Here is a 16,454-nt window from a genome sequence, read left to right as displayed (position 1 = left end):
AAGGGATTCTTTTCATGAAGCGATTTGCAATTTTACTGACCCTTACGCTGGCTCTGCCCACAATTGCGGCCAGCGCCCCTTGCGGCAATACCAGCAGCGGGTTTGAGGTTTGGAAGAAGGACTTTGCCAAACAGGCTAAACGCGCGGGAGTCAAAAAGAAGGGATTGCAGGCGCTGGCGCAAAGCCAATACGCCACCCGTACAATCGCGGCAGACCGCAATCAAAAAAGCTTTAAATACTCGTTGGACAAATTCATGCGGGTACGCGGCGCCGACGCAATCGTGTCGCAAGGACGCAAGCGCAAGGCCCGCAACCCGCAGTTCTATGCCGCGCTGGAGCGCCAATACGGCGTCCCCAGCGGAGTGCTTATCGCCATTCACGGAATGGAAACGGGTTTCGGAAATTTCATGGGGGACAGTCAGGTTGTTTCCGCGATCACAACACTGGCCTATGATTGTCGCCGTTCTGACTTCTTTATTCCACATGCCATCGGTGCGCTAAAACTGGTCGATCAAGGCAGTATTACGACGGCAACCCAAGGGGCCAAACATGGCGAATTGGGGCACACTCAATTCCTGCCGGGCAATGCGTTGACCTATGGGGTCGATGCAACCGGTGACGGCCAGGTCGATTTCTACAATATGACAGACGCGCTTGCCTCAACCGCCAATTTTCTACGCCAAAAAGGGTGGAAACCGGGGCGTGGCTACCAGCCGGGGCAACCCAACTTCGCTGTAATTCAGCAATGGAACGCTGCCACGGTCTATCAGCAATCCATTGCGATTATGGCAGCCCGAATCGACGGCTGAGACCTGCCACAAATCTGCGCCTGCACACCCCAATCCGGCCACATTGTTGCCACAGACATTAAGTGGCCCCCAAAATGTCTAGGTTTCCATAGAGTAATCAATCCTGCCAAATTTGGATTTTTTTCCATTTCTGCCAAATTCTGCCCCATATCGCTTGTTAACCTGTTTGGTAAGACAGGATGCGACAAGGGACAGCGCAGTGACTACGAAGCACAGCTATCATGGTGGTCTTCAATTCGACGGTGAGACCGACGGCGCGATCGAGCGGTTCGGTGCCATCGTCGCCACGACATTGGAAGACTATGGCCATCTGGTCGAGCGTAAGACCATGCTAAGCGCAACCGAAGCCAGCATCGTATCCAGCCAGTATCTGGTGCGCCTGACTTTGGAAACTCAGGCGACCGGAGCAGAAGACCGTTTTGAGCGGTTGGACCGTGCCGCCGGGTTAAAGACCGCCCATCGGCCGATCGTGACCCTTCCGCAGAGCCGTTTGGCAATTACAATCTCTCCGGTATCAGCGCTGCTGGATGACAGTGAAATCTCAGAGCTTATGTTGGTGGTCATCCTGTATCGGATGGTTGATATCTGCGCGACGCAGCGCGTCGAATGGCTGTCGCCCAACACAGTTCTGACCGTGGAACAGTTCATGAGCGCGTTCAACACGCTGACGCCTTCCAAACCACGCAACAGACAACAGATTTTCGAGGCAGTGACAGGCCCGTTCGCGGGGCTGGTCATTACTGAAGAAGACCTGGATGAGCCACAAAAAGAGGCGCTGAAACCAGCAGCCCGGCCGATCCAGCTGTCGGATGAGCAGTTGCTCAGCATCGCTTTCCGGACAGAACCTATCGAGCAGCCTACTGATCGGGACGAAGATACGCCCCCCCTCGACCACGATAAGCCCAGCGATATCCTGCGACTGTCCAGTTGGGGATTGACCGGGGCCGTGGCAAGCGTGTCAGTTCCGATCGCGGTCTCTCTGGCCGCAGTGAACCTGATCAAAGGTGAAGATTTTCGCCTTAATACTCAGGTACTTGCCTACTCCGTCGCAATCTCCGCTCTCAGCACAAGCGGGGCAATTGCCGGTGTCGCAAACGCGTTTGGCATGTAGCACTAAACCGAAGACCCTCCTTGGAAGCCCCGCCACTTAGGCGGGGTTTTCCGCTTTGCGCAGGTGCTTTGCCTCAAGCACATAAGTATGGATTGAAAAGACCACGGCCTTCGTTTCAGGCAGACGCAATAGCGTCTGTCGTTCGCTGCGCAGATACCGCGCGACCCCAGGTTCTTGGACATCACGCGGTGCGCTGGCACTGCGGGGTTGGTGCAGTTCCGCGTCCTCGTACCACAAGGCATTGAAGCGCCAAAGCGGACGTTCAGATTGTATTCCATCAAACAGGCGCTGCACGCGGCGGGCGATATCGGCATCATAGCTGGCGACGGGCCCATGAATGTCGATCAAGGGGCGCATGAATTTTTCAGACAAACGCCAACTGGCGGGAAAACACAGGATGGCACCGGTCAGAACGTGTTCATCCCCGTGCTTTTGAAGGATGCAGAAATCTTCCTGCACCAGACGACACAGCATATCCATGGGGTTGGAGCGGTCGATTTCAACACCCTGCCCGTCCGGGCGTATGACCCGGTCCAAACACCCAGGGTAAGCGTGCTTTAGGACAAGGTCCAACAGCTCCTGCGCCGCAGGTTCGGCACTTGGGTCCAGCGCCAGAACCTCTGCCCGTCTTTCGGTCAACAACGTCGTGCGCCGCTGCATCTGCGCGGCAAACACATCATCACAATGCAGCCAATCATCCATGCTGCCCGGTTGGATACCGGGCAAAGGACGTGGGGCAAGCGGATCATAAGGAATTGAGGTCTGGAGGATCGTCATGCCTTTGACCTAACACCAGTTTACTGGATTGTCGGTCAAAAAGCGACGGATGCCCGGTCGCAAACCTTCAAGACGTGGGGGAAATGATTCTCCACGCTCGACGGCAGGCAGGGAGACCCACTATGAACCGGCACTATCGCGACACCCGCAAGATTGACCCGGCAAAGGGCGCTACGCTTGGCGACGGCACCCCGAACGAGAATGATCGGATTGAGATCGGGCCGACGCAGCTGGCCTTTGCCGAATGGGAAGCCGCCGGGCTTGCCCTGCCCGATCTGGCGCGGATGCGGGAATACCGGTGGAAGCGCCTGACGAAGGCCATCGTCGATCGTGGCTATGGTGGGCTGATGATGTTCGATCCGCTTAACATCCGTTATGCCACGGACAGCACCAATATGCAGTTGTGGAACACTCATAACCCGTTCCGCGCCGTGCTGCTGTGTGCCGATGGCTACATGGTGATCTGGGACTATAAAAACTCTCCCTTCCTGTCGAAATTCAATCCTCTGGTACGTGAACAACGCTCGGGAGCAGACCTGTTTTATTTTGACCGTGGTGACAAGGTGGATGTTCAGGCCGACGTGTTCTCGAACGAGGTACGGCTGCTGATCGACGAACATAGCGATGGCAACAAACGCCTGGCCGTCGACAAGATCATGTTGCACGGCCTACGCGCGCTTGAGGCGCAAGGGTTCGAGATCATGGAGGGTGAAGAGGTCACCGAAAAGACCCGCGCCGTAAAAGGCCCGGATGAGATCCTGGCCATGCGCTGTGCCAATCACGCCTGTGAAACCGCGGTGGCCGAGATGGAGAAGTTCGCGCGCGCCAATGTGGGTGACGGCAAGACCTCCGAGGACGACATCTGGGCCGTACTACATGCCGAAAACATCCGGCGCGGTGGGGAATGGATCGAAACCCGCCTGCTGGCCTCGGGGCAGCGCACCAATCCTTGGTTTCAGGAATGCGGACCACGCATCACGCAAAAGAACGAAATCATCGCCTTTGATACCGATCTGATCGGATCTTACGGTATCTGCATCGATATTTCGCGCACGTGGTGGATCGGGGATGAGAAACCCCGCCCTGACATGGTTTATGCCATGCAGCACGCCCATGAACACATCATAACCAATATGGAGATGTTGAAACCCGGCGTGATGATTCCGGAACTGACCGCCAATGCACACAAGCTGGACGACAAGTTTCAGGCGCAAAAATACGGCTGCCTGATGCATGGCGTGGGTCTGTGTGATGAATGGCCTCTGGTTGCCTATCCGGACAAGGCGGTTGCGGGCTCATACGACTATCCGCTTGAGCCCGGCATGGTGTTGTGTGTCGAAGCCGCCTGTGGCGAGGTTGGGGGCGATTTTTCGATCAAGCTGGAAGATCAGGTGCTGATCACCGAGGACGGGTATGAAAACCTCAGCACATACCCGTTTGATCCTCAGCTTATGGGTCTAACATAAAGGATTAGTCCGGCCAGGTTGAGCGGCGGACGTTACCATGCCAGTCCTCGTGTGGGATGGCGGCTTCGGTTGTAGACGGTGCCGCCTGTGGCCAATTTTGCCCCACTGAGAACCCCAGAATTCCGGTCAGGGCAATGATGATTAAAAGATCGGGACGAATAACAACGCCACGCGGGGCGGATGCAGTATGTGCCATTTGAGCCTCCTTGGCTGACTGTGTGTGACACCTGCAAGATGGACATCAGAGAGAAATAATTAAAACGAATATTTGATTGATCAAGCATCACAAATATTGAACCTCGAATTCTCCCAAGAATCCGACCCAAATATCTGTATTCCCCTCACCTTCCCGTGACGCTTCTTACAATGGGGTTGAGTGCCTAGACCGAAGCACACACTATTGGGGCCATCCCGATAGGTAAGGAATTGTCATGCCCACCGAACGCATCACTTTTGCCGGTCACGACGGCAACCAGCTGGCTGCGCGCCTTGATTTGCCGGATGGACCGGTACTTGCGACCGCATTGTTTGCGCATTGTTTTACCTGTTCCAAGGATATTCCCGCCGCCCGCCGTATTGCTGCGCGTCTGGCGGCTATGGGCATTGCTGTATTGCGTTTTGACTTCACCGGTCTGGGCCATTCGGGCGGAGAGTTCGCGAACACCACCTTTACCTCGAATGTAGAAGATCTGATTGCCGCCGCGCAGTATCTGGCCGGGAAAAACATGGCTCCCGCCTTGCTGATCGGTCACTCATTGGGTGGGGCTGCCGTTCTACGCGCGCGCGCTGGTATCCCAAGCGTCAAGGCAGTGGTCACGCTGGGCGCGCCAGCCGATCCGGGACATGTCTCGCACCATTTTGAGGCTGCACTGCCCCAGATCGAACAGGAAGGATCAGCCGAGGTCATGCTGGGCGGTCGCCCGTTCCGCATCGGCAAAGCATTTGTCGACGACATTTCAGAAACGGCTTTGACTCCTGCCATTGGCGACCTGAAAGCTGCCCTGCTGGTCCTGCACGCCCCCCGGGATGAAACCGTCAGCATCGACAATGCCAGCACCATCTTTCTTGCTGCCAAACATCCCAAAAGCTTTGTTACGTTGGACGATGCCGATCACCTGATCACGCGGGCCTCGGATGCGGAATACGCGGCGGATGTGATCGCCGCATGGGTCAAGCGATACGTCACACTCTGCCCACCGGCACCGCCGCCGGGCGCGCCCGAGGGCGTGGTGCGCGTGACCGAAGTTGATCCCTCCGGGTATTTGCAGGACATCCAATCCGGCCCCCGGCATCACGCGGTTGCGGACGAGCCTGAATCATATGGCGGTACGGATCGGGGCATGTCGCCTTATGGCTTTGTTTCCTCGGGTCTGGGGGCGTGTACGTCGATGACGATCCGCATGTATGCGCGGCGCAAGCGGTGGCCACTGACGGGTATCTCGGTCGATGTCTGCCACAACAAAGTACATGGTCAGGATGCCGGTCTTGCAGGAGACGGCAAGATCGACGTGTTCCGCCGCAAAATCCGCCTGGAAGGACCGCTGGATCAGGAACAGCGTACCCGGCTGCTGGAGATTGCAGATAAATGCCCTGTACACAGAACGTTGGAAGGGTCAGCCCATATCACTACGGAACTTCTGACCTGACCCTCTGAAACTATCTGCGCGGTCGTGGCGCCGGGCGATGGATCGGCGGTCTGGCTGCGGGTGGTCGCGCCACTGGCGGACGCGGTCGCGCAGGTGGTTTTGCAACCGGCGGCTTTGGTCTTGCCGGAGGTTTGCCAGCAGGCGGTTTCGGCCGCGGAGGCCGGTCGACGTCAATATCTACGTCAACATCGCGTCGATAGTAGTCATTCCACAGCATCGAGTCATAAAACGGGTCGTAACCGTATCCATAGCCGACACCAACTGAAACACCGTCACATGCTGACAGTGCAAAACTTGCAACACCAAGCCCCAGCGCAAGGATTGTACGTTTGATACGTTTTGTGATCATCGGCACATCTCCTTACTGCGTGGCCCGAAACGACGCGAATACGGCATTCAGGTCGTCAACATAAGCCGGATCAGCGCCATTGCGCAGGATCGCGACAACAACGGCCACGCGACCGTTTGGCAGGTCAATGACCGAGGCCGTAAAGTTGATGCCACGCCCGTCGCGGGTGCCGGTCCCCCGGATCACCCGCGCCGGTAAACCGCCAATTCGGGTATCGGACATGTTGGTAACTTCGGGATCTTCAACAAGAAACTTATCAATATCTTCAAGATATTGCAGTCCATCCTTAATTGACTTTACGCCAGCAGGTGAAACGAACCCCATCCAGACGTTGTCATCGGTCAAAGGCCGTATAGCCATGACACGTGCGACAGCGCGAAGATCACCCAGTTCCGTATCCTCAATCTCACGCGGGCCGCCCGTTCGCACGACCCAATAGTCGGGCACCGAAAAGCCAAACAGGGCGCGCCCTGCTTCGGTGTATGTGACAGGAGTATCCGCAGACGCCGGTGTCACAGCCCCTAACCACACGGCGGCACAGGCGGCCAGAGTCGAGCCAGTAAAAATTCTCATTTCTAAATAACCTGATGTTTTCGTTGAATGCAGCTTGGACTGCGGTGGCCGGTTTTGTCCAGCATCTCTTGGAATAGGCCACAAAAAACCGCGCCCGGATTGCTTTGGGCGCGGTGTCATTCACAAAGTTATTCGGAAATCAGTTGCGGGCGTCGCCAACCAGTTTCCACAGGCCGGGGATCAGCAGAGCGGCCAGCGCCAGTTTGATCACATCCCCCATCAGGAAGGGCGTCAGACCCCATTCCAGGATCGGCTTATCCCAGCCATAGAGCTGACCCAGCCACAGCAGGCCCGGCACATAGATCAGTACATTGGCCAACACCAGCGCCAGCGCCAGTTTCCCGACCGAGCGATCCCAACCGCGCGCGGCCAACGCGCCCAGCAGTACGGTAGCCATCAGGTAGCCGACCAAATAGCCGCCAGTGCCGCCCATCATGTAAGTCAGCCCAAATTTCTCGGCCGAGGACCCGGCGAAGACGTCAAAACCCAGCGCGCCGATCAACAGATAGCCCAGCATGGTGATCAGACCCAGACGCGCACCATAGGCGGTACCGATAGTCAGAACGGCAAAGGTACCCATGGTGATCGGTACCGGCCACATCGGAACCTTAATCTTTGCGGCAATCGCCAGCGTAACGATACCCACCGCGACCAAGGCCACCTGTTTCACGCGCAGCGCTGTGCCCTCGCGCGGACCGATTGCCTCGGCCAGAACATTTGTAGTCATTTTCGTTTCTCCACGTTCGGATGGAAATTGGGGCACAGGATGGCCCATTTCACATCGAGACTTCAAGATGATTGCGCTATCGAGGGCGGTATTCGGTTTTCATTTCATAGGCTTTTCGCGGTCCGTTCACCGTCCAGTGGACGGACCAAACCGGCCAGGCTGAGAAATCATAGACCGCATCATAGCTGTCTGGCGGACAATCATGATGATCCCTAGACTGCGAATGCTCCAGCTTCAATGTATGAAAAAACCGTCCGTCTTCGAAATGAACCGCAATCCCTTCGCCTGCATCCCGCCACAGGTAGCGCCGGGTGCCTGTCATCTCGGCCTGACCCGGAATGCGCAGCGTGACCTCTTCATCATAGATTAACCCATTTTCAGCCGGGCGCAGAACCGCGTGACCTTCGGCTTGCACGAACTGCCCTGCCCGCTCGTCGTTTATGGTTCGGCTCAGACTCCAGCTCCCTTCGAACTCGGAAAGGCTGCGCGGCTGGGTCATTCGGCATAGGTCCCGTCGGTGGTGCCTCCGCTGTCATCGACGAACCGGATCACGTCACCCTTTTTCTGAACGTCATAACAGGCCCACAAATCAGAGGGCGGCCAGACCGAGCAATACCGATCCTCGCGCACCGCCCAACGGCCCGCGCTTGGGCGACCCGAGTAATACTGCGTCAGCATCGGTTCATCGAATGTCTGCCAGACGCCGTCCCTGTAATCGAGCTTCTGGCCGGTCAGGGCATCCAGAATCTCGTCTCCGGTCAGTGTCCGGAACTCTTCCGCGGCCAAAAAACCGGGCCAAACGGCCAAAATCAGGGCAAACCGTCTCATACTTGCACTCGTGCCTTGTTCCCTTGTGCGGCTGGGTTTAAACCCCGCGCCAACGCTCTATCCCAAACACAAAAAGGTCTCACCGCCAATGATTCCACGTTATTCCCGCCCCGATATGGTTGCCATCTGGTCGCCCGAGACCAAGTTCCGCATCTGGTTCGAGATCGAGGCCCACGCCTGCGACGCCATGGCCGATCTGGGCGTCATCCCGCGCGAAAACGCTGAGGCGGTGTGGAAGGCCAAGGACGTGGAATTCGACGTGGCCCGCATTGATGAGATCGAGGCCGTCACCAAGCATGACGTCATCGCCTTCCTCACTCACCTCGCCGAACATGTCGGCAGTGAAGAGGCGCGTTTTGTGCATCAGGGCATGACCTCTTCGGATGTACTTGACACCTGCCTGAACGTACAGCTCACCCGCGCCGCGGACCTGCTGATTGCTGACCTCGAAAGCCTGCTGGCCGCCCTGAAACGCCGCGCGATCGAACACAAGAACACCGTCCGCATCGGTCGCAGCCACGGCATCCATGCGGAACCCACCACAATGGGTCTGACCTTTGCCCGATTCTATGCCGAGATGGACCGCAACCTGTCACGCATGCGCGACGCCCGTGCCGAAATCGCCACCGGTGCGATCAGTGGTGCGGTCGGCACTTTCGCCAATATCGACCCCCGCGTTGAAGAGCATGTCTGCGATCAGCTAGGTCTGGTGCCTGAACCGATCAGCACGCAGGTCATCCCGCGTGACCGCCACGCGGCCTTCTTTGCGACCCTTGGCGTCATCGCCAGCAGCATCGAAAACATCGCCATCGAAATCCGTCACATGCAGCGGACCGAGGTGTTGGAGGGTGCCGAGTTCTTCTCGATGGGCCAAAAAGGCTCCTCGGCCATGCCGCACAAGAAAAACCCGGTCCTGACCGAGAACCTGACCGGTCTGGCGCGCATGGTGCGCGCAGCGGTGATCCCGGCGATGGAAAACGTGGCGCTCTGGCATGAACGCGATATCTCGCATTCCTCGGTCGAACGCATGATCGGCCCGGATGCGACAATCACGCTGGATTTTGCGCTGGCCCGCCTAACCGGCGTGGTCGACAAGATGCTGATCTTCCCCGAGAACATGCTGGAGAACATGAACAAGTTCCCCGGTCTGGTGATGAGCCAGCGGGTTCTGCTGGCGCTGACGCAAGCAGGGGTCAGCCGCGAAGATGCTTATGCCATGGTTCAGCGCAACGCGTTGAAAGTGTGGGAGCATCGCACCGACTTCAAAGAAGAACTGCTTGCCGACGCTGATGTCACCGCAGCGCTGAGCCCTGATGAAATCGAAGAGAAGTTCGACCTCGGTTACCACACCAAACACGTCGACACGATCTTCGCCCGCGTGTTTGGCGAATAAATCCTGACCGTTCAGTCAGTTCAAAGGGCCCGGTTCGCACGACGCGAACCGGGCCCTGCTCTTTTGCCAGGCGGGTCAAAATCAGCTATGGTGGCGTATATTTCCGAACGGGAGAAATAGCATGATACGCACCATTCTCTGCGCCTTGGCCCTTACGTTTTCAGCTTCGGTCGCTTTGGCCTGTACTGGCCATTCCAAGCAAACCCAGTCCTGCGCAGACGGGACATATTGGGATTCCGAAACCCAAACCTGCGCGAAAATCGTAAACAGCTGAGAATTTTATTTCCTACTTGTGAATAAAAGCGAAGCCGCGATTGTTAGCTTTTTATTAGATCGCACTATGCTTGATCAGAGCAGCCCAGAGAACGGAGTAGGAAAATGCGTCTTGTATTAGTTTCAGCTATTGCCCTTCAGGCCTTTGTCTTTGCACCGGCGGCATACGCTGCGGGCGGTGGAAGCGGCGCCGCACCCAAGCCAACGAACACAACCAAGAAATGCCTGTTTGGCCGCGTTTACGACAAGGATGCCGGGCGCTGTGTCAAGCCGGACAAGACCAACTTCACCCAAGATGAGCTGTATGAAGCCGTGCGGGAATTGGCATATGACGGCCAGTTAGAAAACGCTCAGAATATTCTACGCATTATGGATCAAGACGATGATCGTGTGCTGACCTACTGGGGCTTTACCTATCGCAAAATGGGTGAGCTTGAACTGGCTAACGTCTTTTATTCCAACGCCATCGAAACCAACCCCGACAATATCCTGGCACGCAGCTATATGGGTCAGGGCTTTGTGGCCGAAGGCAAGACCGATCTGGCAATTGCACAATGGCGCGAGATCAAGGCGCGCGGTGGTGAAGGCACCTGGGCCGAGGCGTCGCTGCGCGAGGCAATCCGCACCGGGCTGACCTATAACTACTAAGCTTCAGCCTTTCTTTACCCGACTCTCCGTAATCTGCCTGTGGAACGCAACTATGGCACCGCAGGCAGATGCAGGATACAAACACTTTGATACAGGTGGCACCGGGGGCGGCTCCGGTGACAGATCAGGCGGACAGTGAAGCGCCTCGCGTCATTCCTCGCGCGCTCAGCAACCGACAGAAGGCCGCCGTGGTCGTGCGGCTGCTGCTGAATGAAGGCGCGGATATCCCGCTGGAAGACCTTCCCGACGATTTGCAGGAAAAACTGACCCATCAGCTGGGTGAGATGGGGCTAGTGGATCGTGTAACATTGGACGCAGTGGCGCAGGAGTTTGCACAGGCGCTGGACAGCGTCGGCCTGTCTTTCCCGCACGGTCTGGCCGGTGCTTTGGACGCGGTGGATGGTAAGATTGCCCCAGCTACAGCCGCGCGGCTGCGTAAGGTGGCTGGAGTGCGCCAGATTGGTGATCCCTGGCAACGGCTGCGCGAGGTACCACCCGAAGACCTAGCTGCCATGGCACAAGCAGAAAGCACCGAGATCGCCGCCGTGATGCTATCGAAACTGGAAACCGCAAAGGCCGCGCAGCTTTTGGGGAACCTGCCCGGTCCTGTTGCCCGTCAGATCACCTATGCGGTTTCGAAAACCGCCAATGTCACACCCGAGGCGGTAGAACGCATCGGCTGGTCGCTGGCGGCTCAGCTGGACCAAAGGCCGTCGCAGGCGTTTGCGGATGGTCCCGGGGAGCGCGTGGGCGCAATTCTGAACCAGTCGGCGGCCTCAACCCGAGACGGGTTGCTGACCGCGCTAGACGAAGAGGATTCGGATTTCGCCAGTGTCGTGCGCCGTTCGATCTTTACCTTTACGCATATCCCAGCCCGTATTCTGTCACGCGACGTCCCGGCGGTTCTCCGCAGTGTGGATCAGGCAGATCTGGTCACCGCGTTGGCCGGGGCCACTGCGGAGGATGACCAAAATACAACCGAATTCCTTTTGTCCAACATGTCATCGCGAATGGCCGACAACCTGCGCGAAGAAATCGGCGAACGCGGCAAAGTCAAGCAGTCCGAGGCTGAAGAGGCCATGACACAGATTGTTGGCGCTATTCGTGCCCTGGTTGACGAAGGAACGATCGCCCTTATCGAAGAAGACAATGAGGAATAGGCAAGCACCACGACTTAAGCCATAGGAATGCTTGTGGTCGCGGAATGTGCCTTGTATGTCTGACCCGGCAAAACGCAACAGCCGGTGAGACCAGATTATGCCCGTCGAAAAGTCGGAACTAAGCCGCGGGGCGCTTCGAAAATATTATGTCACCGGCCTGTTTCTGAAAGGTGTAATCGGGGCAATGCGGCTGTTGCCGTATGAACGGCGTATCGCAACGATGGGGGCCATCGTACGCGGGCTTGCCCCTTTGGTCGGGTTCACCAAGCGCGTGCGCAGCAACCTGAAGCTCACCCGCCCCGACCTGTCGGACGCCGAGGTAAATCGCATCTGTCGCGCTGTACCCGACAATGCAGGTCGCGCCATCATGGAGCACTTTTCGCCAGAAGGCTTCACGGAACGGCAGGCCAGCGCCAAGGTGTCCGGCCCCGGCATTGCTGCCTTTGACGCCGCCGTGGCCGAAGGGCGACCCGTCATGATGATAACCGCGCATTTCGGTCACTACCTGGCAGCGCGGATCGCCCTGCAAACCCGCAGTGGACAGCCCATTGGATGCCTCTATCGTCGTATGGCGAATCCCTATTTCAACGACATGTATGTCGACGCGTTCTACAAAACCGGCGCGCCCATGTTCGAACAGGGCCGCCGCGGCATGGTTGAGATGGTGCGATCCCTCAAGAGTGGCGGCATCATTGCCATCGTCTCAGACCTGCACGCCCACGGCGGGGAAGAACTGACGTTTTTTGGCAAACCGGCCGTGACATCCGTCTTGAACGCCGAATTGGCGATGAAATACAAAGCCGAACTGATCCCGTGCTATGCGATCCGCCAGCCTAATGGCATTGATTTCGAAATCGTCCTGCATGACCCGGTTCCGCATACTGACGCCAAGACCATGACCCAGTTCACCAATGATGATCTTGAGGCTATGGTAAGGCAGCACATGGGACAATGGTTCTGGATTCACCGACGCTGGAAAGCCTGGAACGGACTTGGCGTTCAGCCCGAGGATATGCCCTGATCACTTGACCTTGGTGGCGGCAACGATTGGGCCATGCCCAACCTTCTGCACAAGTACGACTGCTGGCAGGTCCGAGGTCAACACCGCCGAAAACTTCTGCGGCGCCACCCCGTCCCACTGCCCGGCGACCTGCCAGGTATCTACAACGTTTGCATAGTCCAGCTCATGCCCTGCCAGCTCTCCTCGGCGGATCGAGGCATGGCGCATCGGCGCATACTGCACCACGCGCACGTCAAAAAGCTCACCCTCTGGCAGTTCGACCGGCGTCACATCGACCGTGACATCGTTGCCCGAACGGGTCGCCACCACTTCGGCCTCGGGCGCAGCTTTGAGATGGGCATCGATCAGATACTCCAACTCCTGCGACTTTGCACCGACCACATCCTGCTGACCGTTGATAACCATCTGCGGCGTGTAGATCATCGACCGCCCGCCCTGACGCGCATAGGCGCGCTGACGCAGGGTGTGATTGGGATCGGCATATTCGTCCTTCCAACCAATATAGTCCCAATAATCCACATGCAGGGCCAGTCCGATCACATCGTCACGTTGTGCCAGATCATGCATCAACTCATCGGCTGGCGGGCAGGACGAACACCCTTGTGATGTGAACAGTTCGACCACAACCGGGTCATTCTCGGCCACGGCTGAGGTGGCCAGAAACAGGGAAATAAACACAGTGACAGGAGCAATTCTGAACATATGAAATCTCGGGCTTTTGGGGTGCTTATCCGGTTTAAACGGATCGACGCTCAACCGCCAATCAAGGTTTCTTGAGATTTAAAACAATCGCCCTTGAATTGTATACTGTAGCATACAACATAGAAGTCAAGGTATCTAAGCCTTGAATGCACGGCAATGATGCTCCAGAAAACAATCAGCAAATCCCCAAACCCAATATTTTGAAAGGGAGGCCAACAATGCCCATTACCGTTGGAAAGGATAGCGCCAAGACACGCCGCAGCCTGAGCGTGAACGGCAAGTCCATTGCCTATTACTCGATTCGCGCCGCGCAAGAGGCCGGTCTAGGTGATTTTTCCAGGCTTCCTGCGGCACTGAAAGTGGTGTTGGAAAACATCCTGCGGTTTGAGGATGACGGGTTTTCTGTCTCGGTTGATGACATCAAAGCTTTTGCCGAATGGGGCGCAAATGGTGGTAAAAACCCGCGCGAGATTGCCTATCGCCCTGCCCGCGTATTGATGCAGGACTTCACGGGCGTTCCGGCCGTCGTTGATTTGGCCGCAATGCGTGACGGGATCAAGGCGCTGGGTGGTGACGCGCAAAAGATCAATCCGTTGAACCCGGTGGATCTGGTCATCGACCACTCAGTCATGATTGATGCGTTTGGCAATCCGCGCGCGTTCCAGATGAACGTGGATCGCGAATATGAACGAAACATGGAACGCTATCAGTTTCTGAAATGGGGGCAGTCGGCGTTTGACAATTTCCGCGTTGTGCCACCCGGCACCGGCATCTGCCATCAGGTAAACCTTGAATATCTGGCCCAAACCGTCTGGAGCGACAAAGACCAGAACGGTGAGGAAGTTGCCTATCCCGATACTCTGGTCGGCACCGACAGCCACACCACCATGGTCAACGGCATGGCCGTTCTGGGCTGGGGCGTTGGCGGGATCGAGGCCGAGGCCGCGATGCTGGGCCAGCCGATTTCGATGCTGATCCCCGAGGTTGTTGGCTTTGAGCTGACCGGCGCGATGGTCGAGGGCACTACCGGCACCGATCTGGTTCTGAAAGTGGTCGAGATGCTGCGCGAAAAAGGCGTGGTTGGCAAATTCGTCGAATTCTACGGCAGCGGTCTGGATCGCCTGCCATTGGCTGACCGTGCGACCATTGCCAACATGGCACCGGAATACGGCGCGACCTGCGGTTTCTTCCCGATTGATGGCGAAACCCTGCGCTATATGCGCAATACCGGACGCGACGAGGATCGCTTGGAACTGGTTGAGGCTTACGCCAAAGAAAACGGCCTGTGGCGGGATGAAAACTACGCCCCGATCTACACGGACACCCTGTCGCTCAACATGGGCACTATCGTTCCGGCCATATCGGGTCCGAAACGGCCGCAGGACTATGTCGCGCTGACTGGCGCCAAAGCCGCTTTCACCAAGGAAATGGCTGAGACCTTCAAACGCCCGATGGCCAAGGAAGTCGCGGTCAAAGGCGAAGACTATACTATGGAATCGGGCAAGGTGGTTATCGCCTCGATCACCTCATGCACCAACACATCGAACCCCTATGTGATGATCGGGGCCGGTCTGGTGGCGAAAAAGGCGCATGAACTGGGCCTGAACCGTCAGCCTTGGGTCAAGACCTCGCTGGCCCCCGGATCGCAGGTTGTGACCGAATATCTTGAGTCTGCAGGGCTGCAACAGCATCTGGACGCCATCGGATTCAACCTTGTGGGCTATGGCTGCACCACCTGCATCGGTAACTCGGGTCCGATCCAGAAGGAAATCAGCGAAGCGATTGCCGAGGGCGATCTGGTCGCTACCTCGGTTTTGTCGGGCAACCGCAACTTCGAGGGTCGGATTTCGCCGGATGTGCGCGCCAACTATCTGGCTTCCCCTCCGCTGGTGGTGGTCTATGCGCTGGCGGGCACCATGGATATCGACCTGATCTCGGAACCGATCGGTCAGGACAAGAACGGCAATGATGTGTTCATGAAAGATATCTGGCCGGACCAGAAGGAAATCGCCGATTTGGTGCAGGAAACCGTCACCCGCGAGGCATTTCAGTCGAAATATGCCGACGTGTTCAATGGCGACGACAAATGGCAGGCGGTCGAAGTTCCGCAACAGGAAACCTATGACTGGCCGCCGACCTCGACCTACATCCAGAACCCGCCATATTTTCAGGGTATGAGCCCCGAACCGGGCACCATCTCGAACATCGACGGCGCCAAGGTTCTGGCCATTCTGGGCGACATGGTCACCACCGACCACATCTCACCTGCGGGGTCCTTTGCGGCAACCTCGCCTGCGGGTAAGTACCTGACAGAGCGTCAGGTCCAGCCGCGCGAGTTCAACTCGTATGGTTCGCGCCGGGGCAATCACGAGGTCATGATGCGCGGCACGTTCGCCAATATCCGCATCAAGAACGAGATGCTGGATGGCGTCGAGGGCGGCTATACCAAAGGTCTGGACGGTCAGCAGACCTCGATCTACGACGCGTCGATGGCCTATCAGGAACAGGGCGTTCCGCTTGTGGTGTTTGGGGGGCAGCAATACGGCGCCGGGTCCTCACGCGATTGGGCGGCAAAGGGTACCGCGTTGCTGGGCATCAAGGCCGTGATCGCCGAAAGCTTTGAACGCATCCACCGGTCTAACCTGGTTGGCATGGGCGTGATCCCCTTCGAATTTACCGGCGGCGACACCCGGAAATCTCTAGGGCTAAAGGGGGATGAGACGGTCTCGATTGATGGTCTGGATAAGGTTGAACCATTGCAAGAGGTGCCCTGCACTATCACCTATGGCGACGGCACCACAAAGACCATCACCCTCAAGTGCCGCATAGATACCGCGCCCGAGATCGAATACGTCGAAAACGGCGGTGTGCTTCAATATGTGCTGCGGAACTTGGCGAAAGCTGGTTAAATCTGCGCGCTATAAAATTAAGGGCGTCCGATTGGACGCCTTTTTTCATTTCTCATTTGGTT

The 16,454-nt window shown here is 57.2% G+C and carries 18 protein-coding genes; 10 read left to right on the top strand and 8 right to left on the bottom strand.

Going from position 1 to position 16,454, the window contains the following annotated elements; genetic code table 11:
• The first annotated feature begins 14 nt into the window (after nt 1-14).
• Together ACR0AJ_RS06365 and ACR0AJ_RS06360 are read left to right on the top strand one after the other, a co-directional pair.
• On the top strand, nt 15-809 hold the full coding sequence (locus tag ACR0AJ_RS06365; protein WP_170349087.1) for a lytic murein transglycosylase: 795 nt from the start codon (nt 15-17) through the stop codon (nt 807-809).
• A gap of 199 nt (nt 810-1,008) precedes the next feature.
• Nucleotides 1,009-1,920 carry a hypothetical protein gene (locus tag ACR0AJ_RS06360; RefSeq protein ID WP_368040055.1) on the top strand — a complete coding sequence of 304 codons (912 nt, stop codon included), beginning with the start codon at nt 1,009-1,011 and terminating at the stop codon, nt 1,918-1,920.
• A gap of 36 nt (nt 1,921-1,956) precedes the next feature.
• On the opposite strand, the gene ACR0AJ_RS06355 is transcribed toward ACR0AJ_RS06360, so the two are convergent.
• A complete protein-coding gene (locus ACR0AJ_RS06355; RefSeq protein ID WP_170533026.1) occupies nt 1,957-2,697 on the bottom strand; it encodes a heme-dependent oxidative N-demethylase family protein in 741 nt (246 codons plus the stop codon).
• Between the two features lie 122 nt (nt 2,698-2,819).
• On the opposite strand from ACR0AJ_RS06355, the gene dddP reads away from it, so the two are divergent.
• The gene (gene dddP, locus ACR0AJ_RS06350; RefSeq protein ID WP_480647052.1) at nt 2,820-4,163 is read left to right on the top strand and encodes a dimethylsulfonioproprionate lyase DddP; all 1,344 of its coding nucleotides are present in this window, start codon (nt 2,820-2,822) and stop codon (nt 4,161-4,163) included.
• Between the two features lie 4 nt (nt 4,164-4,167).
• Here dddP and ACR0AJ_RS06345 read toward each other — a convergent pair whose 3' ends face one another.
• The gene (locus ACR0AJ_RS06345; protein ID WP_170349091.1) at nt 4,168-4,359 is read right to left on the bottom strand and encodes a hypothetical protein; all 192 of its coding nucleotides are present in this window, start codon (nt 4,357-4,359) and stop codon (nt 4,168-4,170) included.
• 235 nt (nt 4,360-4,594) lie between these two features.
• Between ACR0AJ_RS06345 and ACR0AJ_RS06340 the strand changes: the two genes are divergently transcribed.
• Nucleotides 4,595-5,809, top strand: a complete 1,215-nt coding sequence (locus ACR0AJ_RS06340) for a bifunctional alpha/beta hydrolase/OsmC family protein (protein WP_480740390.1) — start codon at nt 4,595-4,597, stop codon at nt 5,807-5,809.
• A 10-nt stretch (nt 5,810-5,819) separates the two neighbouring features.
• Here the strand turns inward: ACR0AJ_RS06340 and ACR0AJ_RS06335 are convergent, their stop codons facing one another.
• The 5 genes from ACR0AJ_RS06335 to ACR0AJ_RS06315 form a co-directional block, all read right to left on the bottom strand.
• Nucleotides 5,820-6,158, bottom strand: a complete 339-nt coding sequence (locus ACR0AJ_RS06335) for a hypothetical protein (protein WP_480740389.1) — start codon at nt 6,156-6,158, stop codon at nt 5,820-5,822.
• Nucleotides 6,159-6,170: 12 nt separating this feature from the next.
• A complete protein-coding gene (locus tag ACR0AJ_RS06330; RefSeq protein WP_480740387.1) occupies nt 6,171-6,731 on the bottom strand; it encodes a hypothetical protein in 561 nt (186 codons plus the stop codon).
• Between the two features lie 139 nt (nt 6,732-6,870).
• Nucleotides 6,871-7,458: a biotin transporter BioY gene (locus ACR0AJ_RS06325; protein ID WP_170359042.1), complete on the bottom strand. Its 588-nt coding sequence runs from the start codon at nt 7,456-7,458 to the stop codon at nt 6,871-6,873.
• 76 nt (nt 7,459-7,534) lie between these two features.
• Nucleotides 7,535-7,957, bottom strand: coding sequence for a DUF6314 family protein (locus ACR0AJ_RS06320; RefSeq protein ID WP_480740385.1), 423 nt, complete (start codon nt 7,955-7,957; stop codon nt 7,535-7,537).
• Nucleotides 7,954-8,286, bottom strand: a complete 333-nt coding sequence (locus tag ACR0AJ_RS06315; RefSeq protein WP_170410294.1) for a hypothetical protein — start codon at nt 8,284-8,286, stop codon at nt 7,954-7,956. Before ACR0AJ_RS06315 ends, ACR0AJ_RS06320 begins: the two co-directional genes overlap by 4 nt.
• 88 nt (nt 8,287-8,374) lie before the next feature.
• Between ACR0AJ_RS06315 and purB the strand changes: the two genes are divergently transcribed.
• The 5 genes from purB to ACR0AJ_RS06290 all read left to right on the top strand — a co-directional run bounded on the left by purB (nt 8,375) and on the right by ACR0AJ_RS06290 (nt 12,781).
• Nucleotides 8,375-9,679: an adenylosuccinate lyase gene (gene purB / locus ACR0AJ_RS06310; RefSeq protein WP_170359046.1), complete on the top strand. Its 1,305-nt coding sequence runs from the start codon at nt 8,375-8,377 to the stop codon at nt 9,677-9,679.
• A gap of 121 nt (nt 9,680-9,800) precedes the next feature.
• Nucleotides 9,801-9,953 carry a chitin-binding domain-containing protein gene (locus tag ACR0AJ_RS06305; protein ID WP_170410297.1) on the top strand — a complete coding sequence of 51 codons (153 nt, stop codon included), beginning with the start codon at nt 9,801-9,803 and terminating at the stop codon, nt 9,951-9,953.
• 104 nt (nt 9,954-10,057) lie between these two features.
• Nucleotides 10,058-10,600 carry a tetratricopeptide repeat protein gene (locus tag ACR0AJ_RS06300; protein WP_170410300.1) on the top strand — a complete coding sequence of 181 codons (543 nt, stop codon included), beginning with the start codon at nt 10,058-10,060 and terminating at the stop codon, nt 10,598-10,600.
• 68 nt (nt 10,601-10,668) lie between these two features.
• Complete coding sequence (locus tag ACR0AJ_RS06295) at nt 10,669-11,760, top strand: flagellar motor switch protein FliG (protein WP_480740382.1); 1,092 nt, start codon at nt 10,669-10,671, stop codon at nt 11,758-11,760.
• Nucleotides 11,761-11,857: 97 nt separating this feature from the next.
• The gene (locus tag ACR0AJ_RS06290; protein ID WP_170349100.1) at nt 11,858-12,781 is read left to right on the top strand and encodes a lysophospholipid acyltransferase family protein; all 924 of its coding nucleotides are present in this window, start codon (nt 11,858-11,860) and stop codon (nt 12,779-12,781) included.
• Here ACR0AJ_RS06290 and ACR0AJ_RS06285 read toward each other — a convergent pair whose 3' ends face one another.
• Entirely contained in the window at nt 12,782-13,483 is a 702-nt protein-coding gene (locus tag ACR0AJ_RS06285; protein ID WP_480740381.1) for a DUF1223 domain-containing protein, read from the bottom strand.
• 218 nt (nt 13,484-13,701) lie between these two features.
• Between ACR0AJ_RS06285 and acnA the strand changes: the two genes are divergently transcribed.
• Nucleotides 13,702-16,392: an aconitate hydratase AcnA gene (gene acnA, locus ACR0AJ_RS06280; RefSeq protein WP_480740379.1), complete on the top strand. Its 2,691-nt coding sequence runs from the start codon at nt 13,702-13,704 to the stop codon at nt 16,390-16,392.
• Nucleotides 16,393-16,454: the final 62 nt, after the last annotated feature.

The sequence above is a fragment of the Ruegeria sp. CJ9 genome, assembly GCF_056536625.1.
This window is presented reverse-complemented; position numbering and strand designations above follow the sequence as displayed.